Raw genomic sequence first — 24,731 nt, forward strand, 5'->3', positions numbered from 1 at the left:
CCTTCAGGCTTTATAAGATCGGCGGGAGTGGCTATGGCTATGGACTTGACCAGCGTATTGCTGGGGCTTGCAGGGGCGGGACTGCCGCTGCTGGCGCTGGCCTGGCAACTGCAACGCCGGGCAAGCAACGGCCAGGCAGAGGTCGCTTTGCTCGAAGAACGGCTGGCCATGGCGCAACTGGCACAGGACGGACTCAACGCGCAGCTCGACGCCAGCCGCGATGAAATCGCCGATCTTGGTCAGGCCAACGCCGCCAAACAGGCTGACCTGGCGGCGCTGCGCCGGGAAGTCGAACTGCTGCAGATCGAACGTGACGACGCCCGCGATGCCTCTCACGCCTGGAACCTCGAACGCGCTAACAAAGAAGCCGAGCTGCGCCGCCTCGACGCCCAGGCCGCGTCGCTGAACGCCGAGCTGCGTGAGCAGCAGGAAAGCCACCAGCAACGCCTCAGCGACCTGCAAGGCTCACGCGATGAACTGCGTGCGCAGTTCGCCGAACTGGCCGGCAAGATCTTCGATGAGCGTGAACAGCGCTTTGCCGAGACCAGTCAGCAACGGCTTGGTCAGTTGCTCGATCCGTTGAAAGAACGCATTCAATCCTTCGAAAAACGTGTGGAAGAAAGTTATCAGGCCGAGGCCCGCGAGCGCTTCTCGCTGGCCAAGGAGCTGGAGCGCTTGCAGGCGCTAAATCTGCGGCTGAGCGACGAGGCCACCAACCTGACCCGTGCCCTCAAAGGCCAGAAAACCCAGGGCAACTGGGGTGAGCTGATTCTCGAGCGGGTGCTCGAACACGCCGGTCTGGAGAAGGGGCGCGAGTATCAGACCCAGGTCAACCTCAAAGGCCCGGACGGCGAGCGCTTTCAGCCTGATGTGATCATTTACCTGCCCGGCGACAAGCAAGTGGTGGTGGATTCCAAGGTGAGTCTCACCGCGTATCAGCAATACGTGGCTGCCGACGACGACACCCTCGGGCAGATCGCGATCAAGCAGCACGTCCTGTCACTGCGCAATCACGTCAAAGGGCTGGCCGGCAAGGATTACAAACGTCTGGAAGGCCTGCACAGCCTCGATTTCGTTTTGCTGTTCGTGCCGATCGAGGCGGCGTTTTCGGCAGCGTTGCAGGCAGAGCCAGCGCTGTTTCAGGAAGCCTTCGACCGCAACATCGTCATCGTCAGCCCGACCACCTTGCTGGCGACTTTGCGCGTGATCGACAGCCTCTGGAAGCAGGAGCGCCAGAGCCAGAACGCCCGGGAAATCGCCGAACGCGCCGGCTGGCTGTACGACAAGTTCGTGCTGTTCATTCAGGATCTCGACGAGGTCGGCAATCGTCTACAACAGCTGGATAAAGCCTACAGTTCAGCGCGCAACAAGCTGACCGAGGGGCGCGGCAATCTGGTCAGTCGCAGTGAACAGCTCAAATTGCTCGGCGCGCGGGCGAGCAAGAGTTTGCCGGCGGATTTGCTGGAGCGGGCGATGACCGATGTCGATGGTCTCGTCGAGCTCCCTGAATAACCCGAAAAGCTTCGTCGGATCGCCGCCCGGAGCAAACTCGCTCCCACAGGAATCACCTAAATCTTGTGGGAGCGAGCTTGCTCGCGAAGGCGTCAGTAAGGTCACCACCTACAGCGGCAAATACCGACTCAACAACGCCCGCAACGCCGCCGGTTTCACCGGTTTAGGCAGATAATCCAGCCCCGCTGCATGCACCTGCGCAACCATCTCCGGTCGCCCGTCAGCACTGATCACCACCCCTGGCACCGGCTCGCCCAGGCGGGTGCGCAACCACGCCATCAGCTCAGTGCCGGTGTCGCCGTGATCGAGGTGATAGTCGACCAGCGCCAGTTGCGGCCGCACGCCCTCACTCAACAGCGCCGCACATTCCTCACGATTGCGCGCGGTCCATACCTGGCAGCCCCAGCGGCTCAACAGGCTGTTCATGCCGATCAGAATGCTGTCTTCATTGTCGATGCACAGCACCTGCGCGCCGTTCAACAACTTGCCATTCGATTCGACGGCAGCGCTGGCCGGCACGGCTTGTGAGCGGGCCAGCGGCACGCTGACACTGAACACACTGCCACGCCCCGGCCACGAACGCACACGCAGGGTGTGGCCGAGCACGCGGCACAAACCATCGGCAATCGCCAAACCCAGGCCAAGGCCTTTTTCGGCGCGGGTCTGATGACTGTCGAGGCGTTTGAATTCTTCGAAAATCACCTGCTGTTTATCTTCCGGAATCCCCGGTCCGCGATCCCACACTTCCAGACACAGTTCGCCGCCACGCCGACGCACACCCAGCAACACCGGGCCCTTGGCGTAGCGAAAGGCGTTAGTGAGGAAATTCTGCAAGATCCGTCGCAGCAATTTGCTGTCGCTGTCGATGCGCAAATGGCTGCCGCGCACTCGGAAGGTCAAGCCTTGTTCTTGCGCCAGTGCCTTGAACTCGGCACCGAGGATGTCGAACAGCTCATTGACGGCAAACGGCTTGCGATCCGGATTGATCTTGCCGTTTTCCAGTCGGGAAATATCCAGCAGATCGCTGATCAAATCCTCGGCCGAGCGCAATGAACTGTCGAGGTGCTGCACCAGTTTCTGCGCCTCGCTGCTCAAGCCATCGTCCTGATGGGAGAGGGCGGCGGAGAACAGTCGGGCGGCGTTCAGCGGCTGCATCAAGTCATGGCTGACCGCTGCAAGGAAGCGGGTTTTCGACTGGTTGGCGGCTTCGGCGGTGCCCTTGGCTTCGGTCAACGCGACGTTGAGTTGCGACAGTTCCTGGGTGCGCTCGCTGACCCGTTGTTCCAGCCCTTCGTTGGCTTCGGTCAGTGCCTGCTCGGCCTCGCGGAACGCGGTGATGTCGGTGAAACTCATGACGAAGCCGCCCCCCGGCATCGGGTTGCCGATCAGCTCGATCACTCGGCCGTTGGGGAACAGCCGTTCAGAGGTGTGCGCGCGGCCCTGACGCATCCAGTGCAAACGACGGGCAACGTGGACTTCGGCTTCACCGGGACCGCACAGGCCCCGCTCGGCGTTGTAGCGAATAATGTCGGCAATCGGTCGGCCGACGCTGATCAAACCGTCCGGGTAATTGAACAGCTCAAGATAGCGCCGGTTCCAGGCCACCAGTTTCAGCGACTGGTCGACCACGCTGATGCCTTGGGTGATGTTTTCGATCGCGCCTTGCAACAGCGCGCGGTTGAACTGCAGCACTTCCGAGGCTTCGTCGGCGATGCGGACGACGTCCTCCAGTTGCATTTCCCGACCTTCGATGGCGGCTTTTACTACAGCACGCGTCGAAGAAGCGCCGAGTACACCGGCCAACAAACGCTCGGTGTGGGCGATCCATTCGCCGTCGGCATTCTGGTTCGGGTTGAAGCCCTTGCCTTGGCGATAGGCGAAACGGATGAAGCTCTGGCGCGCACGTTCCTCACCGACAAAGCGCGCGGCCAATTGCAGTAAATCGTCGATCTGCACGGCCAGCATCGAGCGTGCGCTCGGCCGTGCGCTGATTTCCTGACCGATGAAACGCCCGGCCTGCCAATGTTCCGATACGCGCGTACGCGACAGCACCGAAACCCAGGCGAACAAAGTGAAATTGCCGGCCAGCGACAGCACCACGCCTTGGGTCAGCGGGGTGATCGGCAAATTCAGCGGATTGCTGTGCAGCCACGCCAGCCCCGGAAAACTGTTCAGCGACCAGCCCAGACTGTGCGCGGCAATCGGCAGGATCAGCGTGTAAAACCACAGAAAAGTACCGGCCGCCAAACCGGCGAAAACACCGCGACGGTTGGCCTGTTTCCAGTACAGCGCGCCGAGCATCGCTGGCGCCAGTTGGGTCACCGCCGCGAAGGCAATCTGGCCAATGGTTGCCAGACTCGCGGTGGAGCCGAGCAAGCGATAACTGACGTATGCCAGCAACAGAATCACCACAATGCTCACGCGCCGCACCGACAGCATCCACTGGCGGAACACTTCAAATGGCCGCTCGGCGTTATTTCTGCGCAACAACCACGGCAACAGCATGTCGTTGGAAACCATGGTCGACAACGCCACACTGGCGACAATCACCATGCCCGTGGCCGCCGACGCACCGCCGATAAACGCCAGCATCGCCAGCGCCGGATGCGCTTGGGCCAACGGCAGGCTGATCACGAACGAGTCGGGCAAGACGTCGCTCGGCAGCAGCATCTGACCGGCCAGCGCGATCGGCACTACAAACAGCGCGGCCAAGGCGAGATAGGCAGGAAAGACCCATTTGGCCAGACGCAGATCCTGCGGATCGATGTTCTCCACCACGGTCACGTGAAACTGCCGTGGCAGGCAGATGATCGCCATCATCGCCACTCCGGTCTGCACCACCATCGACGGCCAGTTGATGGTTTCTTTCCAGTACTCCTCTAAACGCGGGGCGAGCATGGCCTGGTTGAACAGGTCATCAAAACCGTCGTAAAGGCCATAGGTGACGAAGGCGCCGACGGCGAGAAAGGCGAACAGTTTGACCAGCGATTCGAAGGCAATCGCCAGCACCATGCCACGGTGGTGCTCAGTGGCGTCGAGGTTGCGCGTGCCGAAGACAATGGTGAACAGCGCCAGCACCAGCGACACGATCAGAGCGGTGTCCTGGGCGCGGGTGCCCATGGCGTCGGCACCGGCGCCGATCAACAGGTTCACGCCGAGGACGATGCCTTTGAGCTGCAGGGCGATATAAGGAAGGACGCCAACCAGACAGATCAGCGCGACAACCACGGCCAGCGATTGCGATTTGCCGTAACGCGCGGCGATAAAGTCAGCGATGGAGGTGATGTTCTCCTGTTTGCTGATCATCACCATCTTCTGCAGAACCCACGGCGCGCCGACTAACAGCAGGATCGGCCCGAGGTAAATCGGCAGGAATGACCACAGTTGTTCCGCCGCCTGACCGACCGCGCCGAAGAACGTCCAACTGGTGCAGTAAACCGCCAGCGACAGGCTGTACACCCAGGCACGCATGCGCGGCGGCAAAGGCGCGCTGCGTCGGTCGCCGTAAAAGGCGATGGCGAACATGATGGCCATATAGGCCAGGGCGACGGCGGCGATCAGCCCGGTGGACAACGACATGCAACACTCCCGACAGAAGACTCCCCGGCACTCCTGCCCGGGCGGACAGTCTCGCATGCGCGGGGCGGTTCGTCAGTGTCGACCAAGGTCGTGGCGTGGCGGGGTGTCGCAGGTGGGTACCGGGTGGTTTCTGGGGTGACCGGGTGGGCCCCTTCGCGAGCAGGCTCGCTCCCACATTTGAGATGCATTCCACTGTGGGAGCGAGCCTGCTCGCGAAGGCGTCAGTCCTGACGCAGCGCAATATCGATCAGACGATGAAGCTCATCCACCTCCAGCGCCGCCGCCGAAAACAGAATCCGGAACACCACCGGCGCGACCACCAGATTGATCAACCGATCAACACTCGGCGCGGCCTCATCCGGGTGCCGCTCAATGATCGTCTGCAACTGCGCGCCAATGATCGTCACGCAATACCCCGGCGTCGAGCTGGCCTGAACGTCGCGCATCATGTTGCGCCCCGGCTCCGAACTCATCTCGTCGAGATATTGCTCGGCCCACGCACGAATATCGCTGCGCAAGCTGCCGGTTTGCGCTGGCTCGCTGTCCGGGCGCATGCGGGCGAGGGCGACGTCGGCGAGCAGCGCCGCCAGATCACCCCAGCGCCGATAAATCGTCGACGGCGTCACCCCCGCACGTGCGGCGATTTGCGGGACGGTCACGCTCGAACGCTCCTGCTCCTGCAGAAGTGCGCGAACTGCCGAATGAATTGCATCTTGCACCCGGGCACTGCGGCCGCCGGGGCGTAAACCTTCTTTAATAGCCATGCGGCAGACCTTAACACAAAGAATTTGCTTTAAGCGCGAGGCGGTAGCACACTCCGCAAAAGCAAAAAATTAGCTTTTGCGGAGTGTGCACATGACCAGCCTTGCTTCTCATCGATCCAGCCTGCGGTTTCTGGCGATCACCTTACTCAGTTTTCTCGCCGCTTCCACAGCGCCGACGCCGTTGTATCACCTGTATCAGGATCAACTGCACTTTTCGGCTGCGGTGTTGACGCTGATCTTCGGCGTGTATGCGCTCAGTCTGTTGGCGGCCTTGTTAACCGTCGGCTCGCTGTCCGATCACCTCGGACGCAAACCGGTGATCTTCACCGCGGTGCTACTCAACGGGTTGGCGATGCTGCTTTTTATCTACGCCGACAGCGTGGCGTGGCTGATCAGCGCGCGAGTCCTGCAAGGTTTTGCCACCGGCATGGCCACCGCTGTTTTAAGTGCGACATTGCTCGATGCTGATCGTCAGCAAGGGCCGTTGATCAACAGTGTGGCGCCGTTGCTCGGCATGGCCTTGGGCGGGATGGGTTGCGGTTTGTTGGCGGAGTTTGCGCCGGCGCCGTTGCAACTGACCTATTGGCTGTTGCTCGCATTGTTTGTATTGCAAGGCATTTATGTATGGCGCTTACCGGAAAGCGTCACCCCGCAAGTCGGGGCGTGGGCCTCGTTGCGCCCGACCTTGCATGTGCCGGTGCAGGCGCGTTCGACGCTGTGGCGCGTGTTGCCGTTGAACACGGCAACCTGGGCGCTCGGTGGTTTTTACGCGTCATTGGCGCCTTCGCTGGTGCGCACCGCCACCGGTTCGACTTCCAATCTGATCGGCGGCGCAACCGTGGCCGCCCTGACGGTGACCGGAGCATTGATGATTTTCACGCTACGCAATCGTCCCGCGACAAGGGCGTTGCAGTTGGGCGCGAGCCTGTTGCCGATCGGCCTGGTGCTGATTCTGCTGGGCGTGCACAGCGCCAGTCTGCCGCTGTTCTTCCTCGGCACGCTGGTGGCCGGCTGCGGCTTTGGCTCTGGATTTCTCGGGGCGGTGCGCAGCCTCGTGCCGCTGGCCTTGGCCCACGAGCGCGCGGGCTTGATGGCGGCCTATTACGTGCTCAGTTATCTGGCGTTCTGCCTGCCGGCATTGCTCGCCGGGCACTTTTCACGCAATTACGGTTTGCTGGCGACCACCGATGGTTACGGTGCAGTGTTGATCGTGTTGGCTGTCGCTGCACTGTTGCTCAGCCTGCGTCCAGTGGCGACCAAGGCGTGCAGCGCTCCATAACCGTTGCGGTTTCGGTTAGCCTTGGCCAGCCCAGTTCTCACGGATCGACTCATGAAGATTATTCGCAGCAAGACCTTCACTGCCGAGCGCGCCTGGGGCGCGCTGGAGATCGCCAACATGAACGGCATCACCACGCGCCTGCACTGGACGGATCAGCCGTACAAATGGCACGTCAACGATGGCGAGGAAGTGTTTGTGGTGCTCGATGGCCAAGTGGTCATGCATTACCGTGAGCTGGGCCAAGAAAAGCAGGTGCAGCTCGATGTCGGTGACATCTTCTATGCGAGCGTCGGCACCGAGCACGTCGCCCATCCACAAGGCGCGGCGAGGATTCTGGTGATCGAGAGCGAAGGCAGCGTTTAACTGCTTATTGGTAAAACAGATAACAGTTAGAGATATTACCCGTTATATAGATATTCGATTCGGTTCTACCATGGACTCAACCTCACCAGAGGACAGGAGTTCATGATGATTTGCCCCAACAGCGCCAAACCCGGCATCAAGCCGTTCAGCCAGCTTCAGCATCCGCGTGAAGTGATTCGCCAGTTCACCCCCAACTGGTTCGCCGCCACCATGGGCACCGGTGTGCTGGCGTTGGCGCTGGCGCAACTGCCATTGGCCATTCCCGGCCTGCACGCTATCGCCGAAGGTTTGTGGTTGTTCAACATTCTGTTATTCAGCCTGTTTACCGTTGCCTACGCCGCGCGCTGGATCCTGTTCTTTGATGAAGCGCGGCGGATTTTCGGCCACTCCACGGTATCGATGTTCTTCGGCACGATTCCGATGGGGCTGGCGACGATCATCAATGGCTTTCTGCTGTTCGGCCTGCCGCGTTGGGGCGACGGTGTGATTCATCTCGCCGAAGTGCTGTGGTGGATCGATGTGGCCATGTCGCTGGCTTGCGGCGTGTTGATTCCGTACATGATGTTTACCCGCCAGGAGCACAGCATCGATCAGATGACCGCCGTTTGGCTGTTACCGGTAGTGGCCGCCGAAGTGGCTGCGGCCAGTGGCGGTTTGCTCGCGCCTCATCTTAGCGATGCCCACTCGCAGCTGGTGGTGCTGACGACAAGTTACGTGCTCTGGGCATTTTCCCTACCCGTAGCGTTCAGCATTCTGACGATCCTGCTGCTGCGCATGGCTTTACACAAACTGCCCCACGAAAACATGGCCGCTTCGAGCTGGTTGGCGCTTGGTCCGATCGGCACCGGCGCGCTGGGCATGTTGCTGCTGGGCGGTGATGCGCCAACGATATTCGCCGCTAACGGTCTGCCGGGCATCGGTGAAATCGCTGCGGGTCTGGGTCTGGTGGCCGGGATTACGCTGTGGGGCTTCGGTCTGTGGTGGATGCTGATGGCGTTGCTGATCACCGTGCGGTATCTGCGTGACGGCATCCCGTTCAACCTTGGCTGGTGGGGATTTACCTTTCCGCTGGGGGTGTATTCGTTGGCAACCTTGAAGCTGGCGAGCACCTTGAACCTGACGTTTTTCAGCGTCGTCGGCACGCTGTTGGTGATTTTACTGGCGGTAATGTGGCTGATTGTCGGCAAACGCACCGTGCAAGGCGCCTGGCGAGGCGAGCTGTTTGTCTCGCCGTGCATTGCAGGATTGAAGAAATAACCTGAAAAGTTTAGGTAAGGTGTGGCCTGGATCGCGGTTCGAGAATCCAATAAGCAGTATCCAGGCCTCTCTACCTTAAACATCAGGGAAACACGGAAGATGAGTCATCCCTCACAGTTCAACCTGCTGCGTACCCGGCGCTTCCTGCCGTTTTTCATCACGCAGTCGCTCGGCGCGTTTAATGACAACGTGTTCAAGCAGTCGCTGATCCTCGCCATTCTCTATCGGCTGACCATCGAAGGTGACCGTTCGATCTGGGTCAACCTGTGTGCATTGCTGTTTATCCTGCCGTTTTTTCTGTTCTCGGCGCTGGCCGGGCAGTTCGGCGAAAAGTTCGCCAAGGACGCGCTGATCCGTCTGATCAAGCTCGCGGAAATCGCGATCATGGCCGTAGGATCGGTCGGTTTTCTCTTCGATCACTTGTCGCTGATGCTGGTGGCACTGTTCGCCATGGGCACCCATTCGGCGCTGTTCGGGCCGGTGAAGTATTCGATTCTGCCGCAGGCGCTGCGCGAGGATGAGCTGGTCGGTGGCAACGGCCTGGTGGAGATGGGCACCTTTCTGGCGATTCTCGCCGGGACGATTGGCGCCGGGGTCATCATGTCCTCGAGTCACTACGCGCCGTTGGTGTCGACGGCTATCGTCGGGATTGCCGTGCTGGGTTATCTGGCCAGCCGCAGCATTCCGCGTGCGGCGGCGTCCTCCCCGGAAATGCGCCTGAACTGGAATATCTTCAGCCAATCCTGGGCCACGTTGAAACTCGGACTGGGGCAGACTCCAGCGGTGTCACGTTCGATTGTCGGCAACTCGTGGTTCTGGTTTGTCGGGGCGATTTATCTGACGCAGATTCCCGCTTATGCCAAAGAGTGGATGCACGGTGATGAAACCGTCGTAACGCTGATTCTCACGGTGTTCTCGGTGGGCATCGCGCTGGGTTCGATGCTTTGCGAGAAGCTGTCCGGGCGCAAGGTCGAGATCGGTCTGGTGCCGTTCGGCTCGTTTGGTCTGACCGTGTTCGGTCTGCTGCTGTGGTGGCATTCCGGAGGAATTCCCGACAGTGTCACCGGCCATAGCTGGATTGAAGTGCTGGGGTTCGTACACACCTGGGCAGTGTTGGTCGACATCCTCGGGCTCGGCATTTTCGGTGGTTTCTATATCGTGCCGTTGTATGCCTTGATCCAGTCGCGCACTGCCGAAAACGAGCGCGCCCGGGTGATCGCCGCCAACAACATTCTCAACGCGCTGTTTATGGTGGTATCGGCCATCGTCTCGATCGTGCTGCTGAGTGTGGCCAAGTTGTCGATCCCGCAGTTGTTCCTCGTGGTGTCGCTGCTGAACATCGGCGTCAACGCTTACATCTTCAAGATCGTCCCCGAGTTCAGCATGCGTTTCATGATCTGGCTGCTCAGCCATTCCATGTACCGCGTCGAGCACCGGAACCTTGAGGCGATTCCGGATGAAGGCGCGGCATTGCTGGTGTGCAACCACGTGTCGTTCGTCGATGCCCTGCTGATTGGCGGCGCGGTGCGTCGGCCGATACGCTTTGTCATGTACTACAAGATCTACAACTTGCCGGTGCTGAACTTTATCTTTCGTACCGCCGGCGCCATTCCTATCGCCGGGCGCCAGGAAGATATCCAGATCTATGAAAAGGCCTTCACGCGGATTGCTCAATATCTGAAGGATGGTGAGCTGGTGTGCATCTTCCCGGAAGGCAAGTTGACGGCCGATGGCGAGATGAACGAGTTCAGAGGTGGGCTGACGCGGATTCTGGAGGAGACACCTGTGCCGGTGATTCCGCTGGCGTTGCAAGGGCTGTGGGGGAGTTTCTTCAGTCGCGATCCGAACAAAGGAATGTTTCACCGGTTGTGGTCGCGGGTGACGTTGGTGGCGGGTGCGCCGGTAGGCGTTGAAGCGGCTGAGCCGGCGAAGTTGCAGGTGTTGGTGGGGGAGTTGCGCGGGGCAGTCAGATAATCTGTGACTGTGTGGGCCTCATCGCGAGCAGGCTCACTCCCACATTCGATCGCGTTCCGTCAGAGGAATACGATCAACTGTGGGAGCGAGCCTGCTCGCGAAAGCGGTAGTGGCCTAGGCGCTGACCTTGAGGCCAATCAGCCCGGTAATGATCAACGCCACACTGGCCAGGCGAATCAATGCCATCGACTCGCCAAACAGGATGATCCCGGCAATCACCGTGCCCACCGCGCCGACACCGGTCCAGATCGCATAGGCCGTGCCCAGCGGCAATTCCTTCATCGCCAGGCCCAGCAAGCCAAGGCTGATGGCCATGGCCGCGATGGTCAGAACGGTGGGGAGTGGGCGGGTGAAGCCGTCGGTGTACTTCAGGCCGACGGCCCAGCCGACTTCGAACAGGCCGGCGAAAAACAGAATGATCCAGGACATGAGAGACCTCCATCGATTGACGGGGTCGTCCCCAGATTAATGACTCGATCGAGCCGCAGGGTCGTCCCCGCGTTGCGCGATAGTTTGACCAGCATTAACCCGAGGATCAAGTTGGCGGGTCAGTCGGCCGCTTGTTGCGCCACAGCCGCACGATCTTCTTTTTCACTCATGCGCCGGAAGTACGTCGACAGCAGTGCGCCGGAGATATTGTGCCAAACGCTGAACAGCGCACTCGGCACCGCTGCCAATGGCGAAAAATGCGCGCTGGCCAACGCGGCACCCAAGCCCGAATTCTGCATGCCGACTTCCAGCGCCAGCGACTTGCGCTGGGCCAACGGCAACTTGAACAGACGCCCGGTGAAGTAGCCCAGCAGATAACCGAAGCTATTGTGCAGCATGACCACGGCCATGATCAGCAGGCCGGATTCGGCGATTTTCGCCTGACTGGCAGCCACTACGGCAGTCACGATGATCACGATGCTGACCACCGACACCAGTGGCAACACATCGACGGCGTGACGAACCCTGTCGCCAAGCAAGCGCTGGGCAACCACGCCAAGAATGATCGGCAACAACACCACTTGCAGGATCGACCAGAACAGCTCCATGAACGACACCGGCAACCACGCCGAAGCCAGCAGCCAGATCAGTGCCGGCGTCAGCAGCGGGGCGAGGAGGGTGGTGACGGCGGCGATGGCCACCGACAACGCCAGATCACCGCGAGCCAGCCACGTCATCACATTGGACGACGTACCGCTCGGGCAGCAACCGACCAGAATCACCCCGACGGCGATTTCCGGCGGCAGTTGAAACACCTGGCAGAGCAACCACGCCATGCCGGGCATGATCACGAAATGGGCAACCACGCCCAGCGCCACACGCCACGGGTGGCGGGCAACAGCAGCGAAGTCGTCGAGTTTGAGGGTCAGGCCCATGCCGAACATCACCAGGCCCAGCAGCGGCACGATCGCACCTTTGAGACCGAGGAACCATGCTGGTTGCAGGAATGCCACAACGGCAAACAACAGAACCCAGTAAGCGAAGGTATTGCCGACAAAGCGGCTGAGTGCAGCCAGTGCGCGCATGGCCTGATCCTTATTATTAAATGAACACCACAAAAACAATTGTGGGAGCGAGCCTGCTCGCGAAAGCGGCGTGCCAGACACATTAATGTTAACTGTCACTCCGCATTCGCGAGCAAGCTCGCTCCCACAGTTTGAAACTCGCCAGGCTTTAGATCCCCTGCGGAGTCTCTTCCCCACCCAACGCTTCAACCAGTGCCGGCAGGAAATCACCGAAGGTCAGCATCATCAGGGTAAAGCTGGCATCCAGTTGACCCAGTGCCTCGTCGCCGCCGTCCTGTTCCGCTTGATCCTGCAGCAGATCTTCGAACTTCAGACGCTTGACGGTCATCTTGTCGTCGAGCATGAACGACAATTTGTCCTGCCAGGCCAGCGACAGCTGAGTGACCACTTTGCCGGTGCTCAGGTGCAGCTGGATTTCTTCGCTGGTCAGATCCTGACGCTTGCAACGGACGATCCCGCCGTCTTCGTGGGTGTCGCGCAGTTCGCACTCGTCCAGTACATAGAAGTCGTCGGCAGCTTTCTGCGTGGTGACCCACTGGGTCATGGTCGCGGTTGGCGACATTTTCACCGTCAGCGGACGGACGGGCAGGGTGCCGATCACTTCACGCAGGGTCGAGAGCAAGTCTTCGGCGCGTTTCGGGCTGGCCGAGTTGACCAGGATCAGGCCCTGTTTCGGCGCGATGGCGGCAAAGGTCGACGAGCGACGAATGAAGGCACGCGGCAGGAACGCCTGGATGATTTCATCCTTGATCTGATCGCGTTCCTTCTTATAGACCTTGCGCATCTGCTCGGCTTCGATCTCTTCGACCTTTTCCTTGACCGCGTCGCGCACGACGCTGCCCGGCAGGATGCGTTCTTCTTTACGCGCGGAAATCAGCAGGAAGTCACCGCTGACGTGCACCAGTGGAGCATCTTCGCCTTTGCCGAACGGCGCGACGAAACCGTAGGTGGTCAACTCCTGGCTTGCACATGGACGCGCCAGTTTGGTGGCCAGTGCAGTTTCCAGCGCCTCGGCATCGACAGGCAGGTCTTGGGTCAGGCGATAGATAAGCAGGTTTTTGAACCACATGGGGTGAGTCTCTCCTTTATACAAAGGGGGGCATTATTGTCTTCGCCGTCTAATAGGCCAACCCTTCTCTAAGCCTTTGGAAGGCCTGAGAAAATTATTTAAAAAAGTGCTTGCCAGAGGTTGGGTCGCTCCGTAGAATGCGCGCCACACCGAAGCGAAGGGTGATTAGCTCAGCTGGGAGAGCGTCTGCCTTACAAGCAGAATGTCGGCGGTTCGATCCCGTCATCACCCACCATTCGTTTCAAGTGTTTAGCGCAGCGGTAGTTCAGTCGGTTAGAATACCGGCCTGTCACGCCGGGGGTCGCGGGTTCGAGTCCCGTCCGCTGCGCCATATTCGGTAACCTGGACCACTGAACGCCAGGTCACCACGGAAAAACCCGCCAAGGCGGGTTTTTTTCTGCTCCAAGGTTGTACCCGCGGGATGTGTCGTTTTACTGGTTTTCGGATTTATTTGAAAAAAAATTCAATTAAATCAACACTTTACGAAAACTTGTGGCATAATGCGTCCCGTAACGAAGCGAAGGGTGATTAGCTCAGCTGGGAGAGCGTCTGCCTTACAAGCAGAATGTCGGCGGTTCGATCCCGTCATCACCCACCATTCGTTTCAAGCGTTTCGCGCAGCGGTAGTTCAGTCGGTTAGAATACCGGCCTGTCACGCCGGGGGTCGCGGGTTCGAGTCCCGTCCGCTGCGCCATATTCGGAATCTGGAACACTGAACGCCAGATTCCACAGAAAGCCCGCCAAGTGCGGGCTTTTTGCTGTCTGGCGTTTGAGTATTTTTCGCTGCATATATCTATGTAGTGCCTGCCAGGCGTGTCGCTTTCGCAGAATGGGCAATGTTTTTCATGACTCTCTACCGTCATGAATCAAACCCATTGCCTGACGAGAGCTGCCCCAATGTCTGCAAATCCTGCTGAAACCCTTGCTCCGCCCGTCGCCGATGATGCGCAGGCGTTGTCTTTTCTGTCGTCCAGCCCAGCTTTTCTTTCGAGCGATGACGCTGCTGCGTGCCTGCACGCTCTGTTGAAGCATCCGCGAAACAGCGAGTTCAATGGGTTCATTCTGAAAACCCGCGATGCGCGATTCATTTGCGCGCAGCTGCTCGAAGCGCCCATAACCGGTGCCGAAAACCATCCGGGCGACACGGCATCCGTTCAGCGCGGCATACCGGCTGTGACAGTCAGCGTGGCAGGGGAGCTGATTGTCCCGAGCGGTCTCACGCTCGAAGCAAGTTTTCACGCCCGTCCTGTCAAAGCTCAAGGTATTGATGAGGCCACAGCCGAGTGGATTCAGCGCACGCGTTTTTTCGCGATAGCGGATTTGTCAGCCGTGATGAGTTCGCATCGTCAATATGCAAAATGTTATCTGTCCGCACGTAACGGTGGCCTGCTCTCCTACACATCGAAAAATCGGACTTTCGAACAGGAACTGTCACCCCGGCTGACCAGGAAAAATGATGGTCAGCCACGACAATTCGAGACGTTGTATGAAAATGGTTCGATTCCCAGCAGTCTGTGGATCTTGCTGGCTTTGGCGGCCGGAGATGCAAGGGTTGTGGTAAACGGTGATCTTTGGCGACGCCGGGGTCAGCTCAAAGCCAGTTGGAGGGCCGACCTTCTGCAGGTGCCGGCCAAAATCGAATCAATGCCGATTTTCGGGCCGATTTTTCGCGATGCCAAGGACGTTGCGCTGTACCTGCGAAACCAATTGCCTGCGCCGACCGCTGTTCTGCCGAACGCAGGCTTCATTCTCAAGCATAACGTCAGTGACTTCTTTATCGTCACCGAGCCGGTTTCCAGTGATTACGCCAGCTTTGACCAAGAGCGCCTGTTTCCCAAGGATCGGCAGGGCAACCCATTGATCCCTCGTGAATTTCGGATGCATGGCCTTTACCATTCAATCCAGCCTCTGCCTGCGGCACTTTTGGCGCCTCGTGAGGCCGACCTTCAGCAGAATTTCTTTTCTGTAGCCGATCTCAAAATCGGTCTGGAACGTGTCAGCGTGGCACCGCATCAACGTTTATTTGTCGTCACGCCCGACGGGGCGGTGCTGCGTTTTGCCAAGCCAATAATGCCCAAGATCCGGGCGTTGCTCGTTGAGTTGGCGGACAATCTCGAGCAAAAAATAATCTCAGGCGCGATCACACCGCAGAGGTTGATCGACAAAGTGGCGAGCGCCGGCATTCTCAGCGTCCTGTTGGCCAGCAAAACCTGGCCCAACACTGGAAGGATCAGTGCATCAGCCACAGCCATTACGCGATGATCACTCACCATTGCGCTGATGGCGATAGTCACTGACGGCCTCGTAAACCGCTTTGCGCAACCGGTTGATCCCGCCGATCGGTCGATGCGCCTCAATCCCGAACCACGGGTTGAACGACAGATTGTCGCATTGCAGATTCAGTGCCGGAGTATCGAAATCCTGCGGCGGCAGGGTGATCCGCGCGACGCTTTCGAACGGCGAATCCTGCTCGCGCCATTCGATACTGGTGTCCTCGATCGGCATGTATTCATGGGCATCCTGACGCTGGATCTGCAGTACGAAACAGGCCGGCACGCGATCCGTCGACAGCTGCTGATTCAACGCGCTGCGCAGAAAGTTCGGCAGGTCGTGGTTTTGCTTGGGCAATGTGTACGCGGGGCAATTGTCCGGATCCGGCGCGACCCGGAACTTTGCATTCGCTTCACCGAGTTTGTAGGGCGAAACTGAAAAGTAGGTAGTTCCGGTCGGACTGTCCGGCGGCGGCGACAAGGTAGCCAGGGCAATAAACAAATGGCGGATCTGCCAGGTGCGCGGATCCCATCCGGGGAAAAACGCCATGACCTTCTTGCCGTCGGCCTGGGCCGCCACATTCTGACGATATTCGGCGACATCGCTGACAAAGAAGTTCGGGTGGCTGAACATCACGAAATCCTGTTCAGGCTGTGCCTGGCGGTTGCCGAGCAACTGTTTTCCCGAAACGTCCAGCAGTTTGATCGCCATGCCTCTGGCATCGCGAATGCTGTCGAACTGCGGGTAGGCATTGCCGTTGGACAGGCGAATCATCGCTTGCCAGGTTTTGCCTGGCTCACTGAACACGCCCTGTCGCAGCGACTGCGCGAGTTCCGGCAACACCTGCACCTGCGCTTTTACACAACCATGAGCCTTGGCATGGGCATCGCGCAGATACCGCGTGCTTTCGCGGTGTTGATCGACGATGCGCACGGCGGTCTGGATCACGTCCTGGGTCATTGCTGCTTCGCCGGGTGGAATCTGCTCCAGCGCCGACACCGGGCCACGGTGTTGCCAGGCAAACCATGCCGTGGCGACGGCCCAGCCGAGCAGGCCAATGGCGAGCGCTATCAGCAGCGCTTTGCCAAGCAGACGCCCAAGCCATAACCAGATTCTGGCCAGCAATGACTGTTCTTTCTTGAAGGTCGAGATCATGGCAATTGCGCCTCCAGTGGACCGCCAAGGACTTTCAGGTATTCGAGCAGCGCCCAGCGTTCTTCGGGCTGCAACAACCGGCCAATCACGCCGTTACCGCGTTCGCCGGCACGGAATTCATGGCCGCTGTTGTGATTGCCGGTAATCCGCGTGTCAAACAGGAAGCCATTGGGGAACGCTTCGGTGCGATAGCCCAGATGTCGCGGATCGAATTCGAAGGTGCCTTTGAAGAAGGTCGTGGCGCGCTCGTCCTGTGGCGACAGCAACTGATAAATGCTCGGCACCGAACCGTTGTGCAGGAACGGCGCGGTGGCCCACACGCCAGCCAGCGGGCGCGCCTTGTAGGCGACCTTTTCGCGAACGCCGATGGGCAGGCCGAAACCGTCCATACGTGGTTTTTCCTGCGGTGTGATCCCGGCTTCGCGGTAGGCGCGGTCTTCGACGAAAGCGGTGACGTAAGCCAGGCCCTTGGCCACTGATAGCTGACTGAGGTCCAGTGGCTCCGTTGGGGGCGGGTGCAGTTTGACGTCCATGGTGTCGAGTTCCTTCAGGTCCCATTGCAGGGCCGTCAGATCGAAACGGTGACTGGCGATATTGTTGGCGGCATTCGGATCGGTGCCGATGACAGCGACCGGCAGCATGTGCAAATGCTGCACCCAGCGCTCACCTTCCTGAGTCTGGCGCGGGACGTGGCAGCCGGCGCAGTTTTCGCTGAACAGCGTGCGTCCCTTTGTCGCCAGTGGCTTGTCGATGCTGCCAAACAGATCCTCTGGCCAGGCGGGCGGCTTGAGCTTTTGCAGGGTTTCTTCGATCTTGTGCAAATCACGCACGCGCACGCTCGAGGCATAACGCGCATCGCCTTGCAGCGGCTGGCCGTTGCCATCAAAGAAATTCAGAGTGGCGCCGACGCCCAGTGCCTCGCCGATGTTGCGCGCCATCGGCTGCTGCGCCGAGCCGTTCCACTGCACCCAGTCAAATGTCCACATATCCCACAGTTGCGGGTAATCCACTGGCGCGTTGGCCACGCGGTAGTTGGTCGGGGATATCGCATCGCCGAACGTCGCATTGGCAATGCGGCCAAAGGCATCGGTGCGTCCGGGGCCTTCTTCGGTCGGATAGAGACCGCGATGGGTATCGTTCCAGGCGACCTTGAGGAATGTGTTCAGAGAGATTTTGAAGTCTTTGCGCAATTGTTCGTGGTGCGTGCCGTAATCGTTGCCCAAAACGTTTCTGGCAAAACGTTCGAATTTCCATGGGTTGTAGTAAGTCGAGGTCAGACTTGCCACCAAGGCTTGTCCGAAACTTCCGCCGCGCAAAGTAGGAACACTGGAAGGCAGTACGTGTTGCGCGGTACCGCCGTCAATTCGCACGGCCTGGCCTTTGAAGCGCAATTCGCCGGTATGGCAAGCGGCGCACGTGATGTCCAGATATTGCTCGGAGCTGCCCGGATTTTGATGCCGGGCAAAACCGACGGGAAGGTTGCCGGGGTTGTTCGGCGTGGCTTTCTGCTGCGGGTCGATCAGAAAACCGAAGCGTGCGAGGTAATCGGGCGCGGCGAAGCGTTGCTCCGAGAAGGGCAACTCCAGCGCTTGGAACCACTCATAGCGCAGGCCTTTGACCTGCGTACCCTGAGGCGTGAAATAGTAGGTTTGCCGCTCTTCGTCACTCCACTGATTCAGGTAATGCACCTGCTCGGCGGGGGTGTAGAAGGGCAATTTCGGATTGGCGACGTAATACAGCACCACGGCGAGAACGAGCACCAGCAGCACGACGATCAGGGTCAGCACACGGAATAAGAGGCGCAAGATAAACATCCTTGTCGAATTGTTGCGCTGTTATGCCTGAGCCGGACCCTGTGCGGCAAGTGGCCATTACGCCAGATGATGCAAGCAGAGTCGCCGGGCATTGTCGGGACAAGATGACAGAAGCTTCATCGCGCCTTTGCCCAAATGCGTTTTAATCCCTGAACTTATCGTCGCTTTACTGCTCTCATGCCGGTAGCCATTGGTCGTGGCGGCCTGATAAGCTCGCGGCTTTACTCGATTGCCCTTTCGGCGCATGAACAAGGAAATAGCATGAAACAGCATCGGTTGGCGGCGGCGGTAGCCCTGGTTAGCCTGGTACTCGCGGGTTGTGATTCGCAGACCAGCGTAGAGCTGAAAACCCCGGCGCAAAAAGCTTCCTACGGTATCGGCCTGAACATGGGCAAGAGCCTGGCTCAGGAAGGCATGGATGATCTGGACTCCAAAGCGGTAGCCCAGGGCATCGAAGATGCCGTCGGCAAGAAAGAACAGAAGCTGAAAGATGAAGAACTGGTCGAAGCCTTCGCCGCGTTGCAAAAGCGTGCTGAAGAACGCATGGCCAAGATGAGCGAAGAGTCGGCAGCCGCCGGCAAGAAATTCCTCGAAGAAAACGGCAAGAAGGCGGGTGTAACCACCACCGCTTCCGGCCTGCAGTACGAAGTGGTCAAGAAAGCTGACGGCCCACAGCCCAAGCCGACTGACGTAGTGACCGTTCACTACACCGGCAAGCTGACCAACGGCACCGTATTCGACAGCTCCGTCGAGCGCGGCAGCCCGATCGATCTGCCAGTAAGCGGCGTGATTCCGGGTTGGGTTGAAGGTCTGCAACTGATGCACGTTGGCGAGAAGTACAAACTGTACATCCCTAGCGATCTGGCTTACGGCGCTCAGTCGCCAAGCCCGGCAATCCCGGCCAACTCGGTTCTGGTCTTCGACCTGGAACTGCTGGCCATCAAGGATCCAGCCAAAGAAGCTGCTGCTGCCAAGTAATTGGCAAAGGCTTCAACAACAACGCCTCGCTTATGCGGGGCGTTGTTGCATCTGGCGTCTGGCAAGGGTAAACAGAGCGAACCGATGGCGGTCGCGAGAGTCATAGCCATTGAGGCTGCTCGCGCTAGCCGCCCTGAGCAGCCAAGTCAATGAAATATTGGGGTTTTTTATGTGAGTAAAAAACGCCCGATCTGAGCGCAGCCCTTATGAAACGGGGCTTTCAGCGCTGAAATGCAGCTCTGTTCACAAGGTTATCCACAATTTGTGTGGATAACATTTCAACGGGAGGAATAGATGAAAGCTCCGTGGAATTTCGCTCGATTCCTGCCCCTGGCCGGCCGCTTGTTAGCCCGTGGACGTTTGCCAACCTTATTGTTTGCAGTCGCCAGCAAAGGCGCCGCGCAAGGCAATCGCCTCGGCAAACTCAAAGACGATTTACGTTTACTCCAGGCATTGTGCCTGGCCTATTGGCGTGGCGAGTATCGAGCCATCAGCGGCAAAGCACTGGTTTCGGTGGTGGCGGGTTTGATGTACTTCCTCAGCCCGGTCGATGCGATTCCGGATTTCATTCCCGTATTCGGCATGCTTGACGACATCGCCGTCCTCGCCTGGCTGATGAGAACCCTCGACGATGAACTCAATGCCTTCCGCCTCTGGCGCAACCGCCAGCAGCCGGAAAAACTGGCAGTCGTCGAACGCCTGCCGGATACCCCCGAACAATTGCAACTTCAGGGACCGAAAAAGTCCTGATTATCAAACCCCTCTACAGATAGATACCCCCCGCGACCTTGGCCGCTGTTAGGATTACACTTCTAGGGAAAAGTGCCGACTCGCTAAGTGTTGTTGTCCTACGGGGTAGTCATGGATATTCAGATAATTGCACGCGATGGCGAACCCGAATACGCGGTTCTGCCGTGGGCTCAGTATCAGGCTCTACTAAAAGCAGCAGGCATCAATGAAACACCGTCGCGTCCGGCAGCCACGCCGCTCGCGGCCTCACCAGACACGATTCTTCCAGGTCTGGATCAACTACGCAGTTTGCGCGAAGGGAAGGGCATCGCCATTGAGGCGCTGGCCCGCACGGTAGGCATCAGCCCGTCATATCTGGCCATGATCGAAAGTGGCGAGCGTCAGCCCGACGCCGCGATTCGCCGCAGCCTGGCCTGGGAATTGACGGTGCCAGGGTGGAGGGATGAATCGTGAGCGTACGCATCAGTCGTCAACATTGGGACGGATTGCTGGGTGAACTGGATCAGGCGCGGCGCCAGCGCCATCTGCTGACTTATCGGGCCTTGCTGGAGCGCTTGCAGCTGCCGACACCGGCAATGCAGACCCTGACCGCCGCACTCGAACATCTGGCCGCGCTGGACGCCAAGGCCGAGCAACCATTGCGCAGTTCGCTGGTGATCAGCCAGGGCGCGAGTCGCCTGCCACGCACCGGTTTTTTTGAGTGCGTTGAACGTCTGGGGCGTTTTTCCGGGCCGTCCGACGGTGTAGCAGCCGCCTCCTGGCATGCGTCGGAAGTGGTCAGAGTCTTCGAGTACGAGTACCCGGAATCGGCGGAGGCCTGAGTGTTTTTACGACTCAAGGCGCGGGCCAGTTACTGGCTGGCCCGCAGGCTGTTTCATTGGTCATGGTTTGTGCGCCAACCGCGCGGCTGGCGTTGGCTTGAAGGTCAGTTTGCGCGCATGGCCAACCTCGGCGATGTCGGCGCGCAAAGCTTTTATGGGCACATTCTGACTTTTCGTGGCGTCGGCCTGGGGGCACGTGAAGAAGGTGTGCGCCTGTTGCGGCTGGCGGCGCTCGCGGGCGATGGCAAGGCCGCTTATCAGGTCGGTGTAATCTGTCTGGCCGGAACCCCGAGCAAACCGCCGGATCCTCTCGAAGCCGCACGCTGGTGGGGCATGGCTGCCAAGGCCGGGCACCCCTTGGCGGAGCTCAAATTGAAAGAGCTGAGCACTCGCGACTCAACGTAGTAAATCCAATTGTGTCCGCCCGAATAAACGTGGCGTGAGGTTTTCCTCACGCCACGTTTGCGTTTGCATATCTGTTTATTAGTCGGCAATTTTTTACAGACAAGTCCTACAGTCATCACCTACTTGCCTGACTTCTTTCCCGATTGATCCCCCGCACAGTTCCCGCGCCTGATTTTTTTTGCGAGGGAACGCTCATGTTTGATCCGCTTATTCAGTCCACTTCGCACATCCGCGTGCGCTGATGGCAGCCGTCACCCGCATCGAGCAAGCACTCGACAGCTTTCCCGCCACCCTCAGTATTTACCGCGAGCAGCTCAAGCATTGGGCCAGTCGAGCGGCGGAAAAAGTCAGTCACGCGACGGATTTGCCGTCGCTGATGGGCATGGAACGGGTCATCCGCTTCGGTGCCAACAGCACTGCCGTCAGCAGCACTGACAACGAATTTTTCTCAGGTGTCGTCCAGTGCCCGAAGGGCAGGGTGATGGAGATCGAGAGCAAATTCGAGTCGGTGTACGACATCCCGCTCGGCAACATCGTGGTCGATGTGATCGCCATGGATGGTGGCGAAACCACCCCCGTGACCCTCGACGCGCAAGGCAAGGGCTCGTTCACGGGAACAGCGGGAAAGTTCTACCGGGTGCAGGTGCACAGCGAGGTCACTGAGGGTCAGGTCGAGGACCTGTTCAAAGCCTATGACGGCCTGACTGCTGAGCTGGACGGCTGGTTACGCAGCGAGTGGCAGGTTTTCAAACCGCAGTGGTCGCAGTCGGTGGCGACGGCGGCGGGCAACGGCATGCTCGCCGGAAGTTGGGCGGCGATCGAAGGGGTGTGGGACAGCATTGGCATGCTCTCGGACATTCTCAAGGATCCCGGAGCGTTCGCCGAGCGGTTGGGTGAGGGCGCCACGCAGTTGATGGAGCTGGCAGCGACAGCCCCTGACGTCATGGAAAAGCTTCAATTGCTGGTCAGTGATGAAGCTGCACTGTGTTTGTTGCTGCGCACTGGCAGCCTTTGGCTGGAGATGTTACCGCCCAGCGAAATCGCCGGGAAAACCGCGGAAGCGGCGTCGATGATGATCGTGCAGTTGCTCATCGACGTGCTGATCAGTGTTGTTTTGACGTTCGTCAGTGGTGGCGCAGGCATCGTTTATCTGACGTTGCGTCTGGCGGATCGCGCCGTCCAATTGCTGTCGGCGCTGAAGCGTTTGGTGAAGGCGATGTTCGACATCGTTGAGGGCTTCATCAAATACGTCGATCAATACAAATCCGTTGCTGCCCGAGGCATCGCGGCGGGTGTGAAAAAGGGCCGGATGCAATTGCGCTGGGATGCGCAGCGCAACACCTTGTTGAAGAAAGACGAGCATCACGACGATTCGCCGGATCAGGCGAAAAACCCCAACGGTGAGAGCGCTGATTGCGTGCCGAGTACGTGCACCAACGGTTGTCCGGTGTCGATGGTCACGGGTGAGGAACTGCTGACCCTGACTGATGCGGTGCTCGATGGTGTGTTGCCGTTTGAGTTCACGCGGTTGTATCGCTCAAGCGCCGTCGATATTGATCTTGGGTTGGGGTTTGGCTGGAGTCATTCGCTGGCGCATCGGCTGGTCTTTGAGGGCGATGTTGTTGTCTGGGTTGACCATGAAAACCGGCGCACCCGCTTTCCGTTGCCGAGTATTGAGCGCCCGGCGATTCACAACAGCCTGTCGCGGGCGGCGATTTTTCTGGGTGATGAACCGGAGGAACTGATCCTGGCGCTGGCCGGGGATACGGCGCGGTTTTATCACTTTCGTGTCGGGCGTCTGACAGCGATCAGTGATGCGTACGACAACCGTTTGCGCGTTATTCGTGATCGCTCTGACCGGGTGCAACGCCTGGACAACAGCGCCGGGCGTTCGCTGCTGTTGCGGTATGACCGTGCGCAGTTGCTGGGTGTGGATTACCAGGTGTTTCGCGAGGGTGTCTGGAGCACCGAGCAAGCGCTGGTCAGTTACCGCTACGACGCCTATCAGCACCTGATCGAAGCCAGCAACGCCGTCGGTGACAGCGAGCGTTACGACTACGACGACGCCCACGTAATCCTGCAGCGGCAACTGGCGGGCGGCGCGAGCTTCTTCTGGGAGTGGGAGCGTTCGGGGAAAGCGGCGCGTTGCGTGCGCCACTGGGCGTCGTTTTCGCAGATGAACACGCGCTACGTCTGGAGCGACGACGGCAGTGTCGCGGTGCATTACGTCGATGGCACCGAAGAAACGTACGTGCACGATGAGCGTGCGCGGCTGGTGCGTAAAGTCTCGGCGGACGGTGGCGAGCAGCTCAAGGCCTATGACGATGCCGGGCGCTTGATTGCCGAGCAGGATGCGTTGGGCGCGGTCACCGAATACCGCTACGACGAGGTCGGACGGCTGATTGCGCTGATTCCACCGGACGAGGCGCCCACGTCCTACGAGTACCGCAACGGTTTCCTGTTTCGGCGTTCTCGCGGTGACGCGGTGTGGATCTACCGGCGCAATGCCGAGGGCGATGTCACTGAAGCGGTCGACCCCGACGGGCAGGTCACCCATTACTACTACGACACCCGGGGTCAGTTGCTGTCGATCCGTTATCCGGACAGCAGCCGGCATCGACTGGTCTGGAACAGCCTTGGCCAGTTGACCGAAGAGACCTTGCCCGACGGCGGCGTGCGGCGCTTTTCCTACGATGCACTGGGGCGGCGGACGACGACCGCCGACGAACACGCGGCAGTCACCCGTCAGCATTGGGACGCCGTTGGCCGACTGATTCAGACGACATTTCCTGACGGTGCGACCCGCGCCTACAGCTACGGCGCCTACGGTCAGGTCACCGCCGAGCGCGATGAACTGGGGCGCATCACCCGTTATGAATACGACGATGACTTGCATCTGGTTTCGCGGCGGATCAACCCCGACGGCACGCGGGTGCAGTACCGCTATGACCATGCGCAACTGCGGCTCACCGAGATCGAAAACGAGTCCGGGGAAAAGTACCGGCTCGATTACACGCCGACCGGCCTGATTCGTCAGGAAAGCGGTTTTGATGGCCGGCGCACGGCATATGCCTATGACCTCAACGGCCATCTGCTGGAAAAGACCGAGTTCGGCGATGACGGCTCTTGTTTGCTCACTGCGTATGAGCGCGATGCCGCCGGCCGGCTGCTGGTCAAAACCCTGCCCGACGGCATCAAGGTTTCTTATCAATACGACCGCCTCGGT

Annotated in this window: 19 protein-coding genes and 4 tRNA genes; 16 read left to right on the forward strand and 7 right to left on the reverse strand. The window is 59.3% G+C overall.

Features of this window, described 5'->3' with window-relative positions:
- Window positions 1-147: 147 nt before the first annotated feature.
- Window positions 148-1,512, forward strand: a complete 1,365-nt coding sequence (gene rmuC, locus L8H52_RS25710; RefSeq protein ID WP_242209355.1) for a DNA recombination protein RmuC — start codon at window positions 148-150, stop codon at window positions 1,510-1,512.
- A gap of 108 nt (window positions 1,513-1,620) precedes the next feature.
- Here the strand turns inward: rmuC and L8H52_RS25715 are convergent, their stop codons facing one another.
- Window positions 1,621-5,091, reverse strand: coding sequence for a PAS domain-containing hybrid sensor histidine kinase/response regulator (locus tag L8H52_RS25715; protein ID WP_242209319.1), 3,471 nt, complete (start codon window positions 5,089-5,091; stop codon window positions 1,621-1,623).
- Between the two features lie 221 nt (window positions 5,092-5,312).
- On the reverse strand, window positions 5,313-5,855 hold the full coding sequence (locus L8H52_RS25720; protein ID WP_242209325.1) for a TetR/AcrR family transcriptional regulator: 543 nt from the start codon (window positions 5,853-5,855) through the stop codon (window positions 5,313-5,315).
- A 91-nt stretch (window positions 5,856-5,946) separates the two neighbouring features.
- Here L8H52_RS25720 and L8H52_RS25725 point away from each other — a divergent pair, with 91 nt between their 5' ends.
- The 4 genes from L8H52_RS25725 (at window position 5,947) to L8H52_RS25740 (ending at window position 10,728) form a co-directional block, all read left to right on the forward strand.
- Window positions 5,947-7,134, forward strand: a complete 1,188-nt coding sequence (locus tag L8H52_RS25725) for an MFS transporter (protein ID WP_242209327.1) — start codon at window positions 5,947-5,949, stop codon at window positions 7,132-7,134.
- 51 nt (window positions 7,135-7,185) lie between these two features.
- Window positions 7,186-7,497, forward strand: coding sequence for a cupin domain-containing protein (locus tag L8H52_RS25730; RefSeq protein ID WP_242209330.1), 312 nt, complete (start codon window positions 7,186-7,188; stop codon window positions 7,495-7,497).
- Between the two features lie 105 nt (window positions 7,498-7,602).
- Window positions 7,603-8,754, forward strand: a complete 1,152-nt coding sequence (locus L8H52_RS25735) for a TDT family transporter (RefSeq protein ID WP_242209332.1) — start codon at window positions 7,603-7,605, stop codon at window positions 8,752-8,754.
- A 99-nt stretch (window positions 8,755-8,853) separates the two neighbouring features.
- Window positions 8,854-10,728, forward strand: a complete 1,875-nt coding sequence (locus tag L8H52_RS25740; RefSeq protein ID WP_242209333.1) for an MFS transporter — start codon at window positions 8,854-8,856, stop codon at window positions 10,726-10,728.
- Window positions 10,729-10,842: 114 nt separating this feature from the next.
- Here the strand turns inward: L8H52_RS25740 and sugE are convergent, their stop codons facing one another.
- From sugE to rdgC, 3 genes are all read right to left on the reverse strand, one after another.
- Entirely contained in the window at window positions 10,843-11,157 is a 315-nt protein-coding gene (sugE, locus tag L8H52_RS25745) for a quaternary ammonium compound efflux SMR transporter SugE (RefSeq protein WP_122597317.1), read from the reverse strand.
- A gap of 119 nt (window positions 11,158-11,276) precedes the next feature.
- Complete coding sequence (locus L8H52_RS25750; RefSeq protein WP_242209335.1) at window positions 11,277-12,242, reverse strand: bile acid:sodium symporter family protein; 966 nt, start codon at window positions 12,240-12,242, stop codon at window positions 11,277-11,279.
- A 148-nt stretch (window positions 12,243-12,390) separates the two neighbouring features.
- Window positions 12,391-13,311, reverse strand: a complete 921-nt coding sequence (rdgC, locus tag L8H52_RS25755; RefSeq protein WP_242209337.1) for a recombination-associated protein RdgC — start codon at window positions 13,309-13,311, stop codon at window positions 12,391-12,393.
- 159 nt (window positions 13,312-13,470) lie between these two features.
- Between rdgC and L8H52_RS25760 the strand changes: the two genes are divergently transcribed.
- From L8H52_RS25760 to L8H52_RS25780, 5 genes are all read left to right on the forward strand, one after another.
- Window positions 13,471-13,546, forward strand: a tRNA-Val gene (locus L8H52_RS25760).
- 19 nt (window positions 13,547-13,565) lie between these two features.
- Window positions 13,566-13,642 (forward strand) — tRNA-Asp (locus tag L8H52_RS25765).
- A 191-nt stretch (window positions 13,643-13,833) separates the two neighbouring features.
- Window positions 13,834-13,909 (forward strand) — tRNA-Val (locus tag L8H52_RS25770).
- A 19-nt stretch (window positions 13,910-13,928) separates the two neighbouring features.
- A tRNA-Asp gene (locus tag L8H52_RS25775) sits at window positions 13,929-14,005 on the forward strand.
- A gap of 203 nt (window positions 14,006-14,208) precedes the next feature.
- Window positions 14,209-15,573 (forward strand): hypothetical protein, encoded by a 1,365-nt coding sequence (locus tag L8H52_RS25780; RefSeq protein WP_242209339.1) that lies wholly within the window; start codon window positions 14,209-14,211, stop codon window positions 15,571-15,573.
- Here the strand turns inward: L8H52_RS25780 and L8H52_RS25785 are convergent, their stop codons facing one another.
- Window positions 15,574-16,707 (reverse strand): catalase family protein, encoded by a 1,134-nt coding sequence (locus tag L8H52_RS25785; protein ID WP_242209356.1) that lies wholly within the window; start codon window positions 16,705-16,707, stop codon window positions 15,574-15,576.
- Between the two features lie 26 nt (window positions 16,708-16,733).
- Window positions 16,734-18,542 (reverse strand): di-heme-cytochrome C peroxidase, encoded by a 1,809-nt coding sequence (locus tag L8H52_RS25790; RefSeq protein WP_242209341.1) that lies wholly within the window; start codon window positions 18,540-18,542, stop codon window positions 16,734-16,736.
- Window positions 18,543-18,812: 270 nt separating this feature from the next.
- Here L8H52_RS25790 and L8H52_RS25795 point away from each other — a divergent pair, with 270 nt between their 5' ends.
- From L8H52_RS25795 to L8H52_RS25820, 6 genes are all read left to right on the forward strand, one after another.
- A complete protein-coding gene (locus L8H52_RS25795; protein WP_007919751.1) occupies window positions 18,813-19,529 on the forward strand; it encodes an FKBP-type peptidyl-prolyl cis-trans isomerase in 717 nt (238 codons plus the stop codon).
- Window positions 19,530-19,823: 294 nt separating this feature from the next.
- Window positions 19,824-20,279 (forward strand): YkvA family protein, encoded by a 456-nt coding sequence (locus tag L8H52_RS25800; protein WP_242209343.1) that lies wholly within the window; start codon window positions 19,824-19,826, stop codon window positions 20,277-20,279.
- A gap of 111 nt (window positions 20,280-20,390) precedes the next feature.
- Complete coding sequence (locus tag L8H52_RS25805; RefSeq protein WP_134175112.1) at window positions 20,391-20,732, forward strand: helix-turn-helix transcriptional regulator; 342 nt, start codon at window positions 20,391-20,393, stop codon at window positions 20,730-20,732.
- A complete protein-coding gene (locus L8H52_RS25810) occupies window positions 20,729-21,100 on the forward strand; it encodes a hypothetical protein (protein WP_003223109.1) in 372 nt (123 codons plus the stop codon). The genes L8H52_RS25805 and L8H52_RS25810 overlap by 4 nt, the downstream gene beginning before the upstream one ends.
- Entirely contained in the window at window positions 21,101-21,505 is a 405-nt protein-coding gene (locus L8H52_RS25815; RefSeq protein ID WP_242209345.1) for a sel1 repeat family protein, read from the forward strand.
- Window positions 21,506-21,746: 241 nt separating this feature from the next.
- The coding region (locus L8H52_RS25820; RefSeq protein ID WP_242209347.1) for a DUF6531 domain-containing protein at window positions 21,747-24,731 on the forward strand (2,985 nt) is incomplete at its 3' end.

It is taken from the genome of Pseudomonas sp. CROZ-RG-20F-R04-15 (genome assembly GCF_022662375.1).
In the GTDB taxonomy this organism is placed as follows: Bacteria; Pseudomonadota; Gammaproteobacteria; order Pseudomonadales; family Pseudomonadaceae; genus Aquipseudomonas.

What these genes read in the sequence shown, in the direction of transcription:
- L8H52_RS25715 (WP_242209319.1), bottom strand. Translation starts at nt 5,091, where the DNA reads ATGTCGTTGTCCACCGGGCTGATCGCCGCCGTCGCCCTGGCCTATATG.
- L8H52_RS25720 (WP_242209325.1), bottom strand. Translation starts at nt 5,855, where the DNA reads ATGGCTATTAAAGAAGGTTTACGCCCCGGCGGCCGCAGTGCCCGGGTG.
- L8H52_RS25725 (WP_242209327.1), top strand. Translation starts at nt 5,947, where the DNA reads ATGACCAGCCTTGCTTCTCATCGATCCAGCCTGCGGTTTCTGGCGATC.
- L8H52_RS25730 (WP_242209330.1), top strand. Translation starts at nt 7,186, where the DNA reads ATGAAGATTATTCGCAGCAAGACCTTCACTGCCGAGCGCGCCTGGGGC.
- L8H52_RS25735 (WP_242209332.1), top strand. Translation starts at nt 7,603, where the DNA reads ATGATTTGCCCCAACAGCGCCAAACCCGGCATCAAGCCGTTCAGCCAG.
- L8H52_RS25740 (WP_242209333.1), top strand. Translation starts at nt 8,854, where the DNA reads ATGAGTCATCCCTCACAGTTCAACCTGCTGCGTACCCGGCGCTTCCTG.
- sugE (WP_122597317.1), bottom strand. Translation starts at nt 11,157, where the DNA reads ATGTCCTGGATCATTCTGTTTTTCGCCGGCCTGTTCGAAGTCGGCTGG.
- L8H52_RS25750 (WP_242209335.1), bottom strand. Translation starts at nt 12,242, where the DNA reads ATGCGCGCACTGGCTGCACTCAGCCGCTTTGTCGGCAATACCTTCGCT.
- rdgC (WP_242209337.1), bottom strand. Translation starts at nt 13,311, where the DNA reads ATGTGGTTCAAAAACCTGCTTATCTATCGCCTGACCCAAGACCTGCCT.
- L8H52_RS25780 (WP_242209339.1), top strand. Translation starts at nt 14,209, where the DNA reads ATGTCTGCAAATCCTGCTGAAACCCTTGCTCCGCCCGTCGCCGATGAT.
- L8H52_RS25795 (WP_007919751.1), top strand. Translation starts at nt 18,813, where the DNA reads ATGAAACAGCATCGGTTGGCGGCGGCGGTAGCCCTGGTTAGCCTGGTA.
- L8H52_RS25800 (WP_242209343.1), top strand. Translation starts at nt 19,824, where the DNA reads ATGAAAGCTCCGTGGAATTTCGCTCGATTCCTGCCCCTGGCCGGCCGC.
- L8H52_RS25805 (WP_134175112.1), top strand. Translation starts at nt 20,391, where the DNA reads ATGGATATTCAGATAATTGCACGCGATGGCGAACCCGAATACGCGGTT.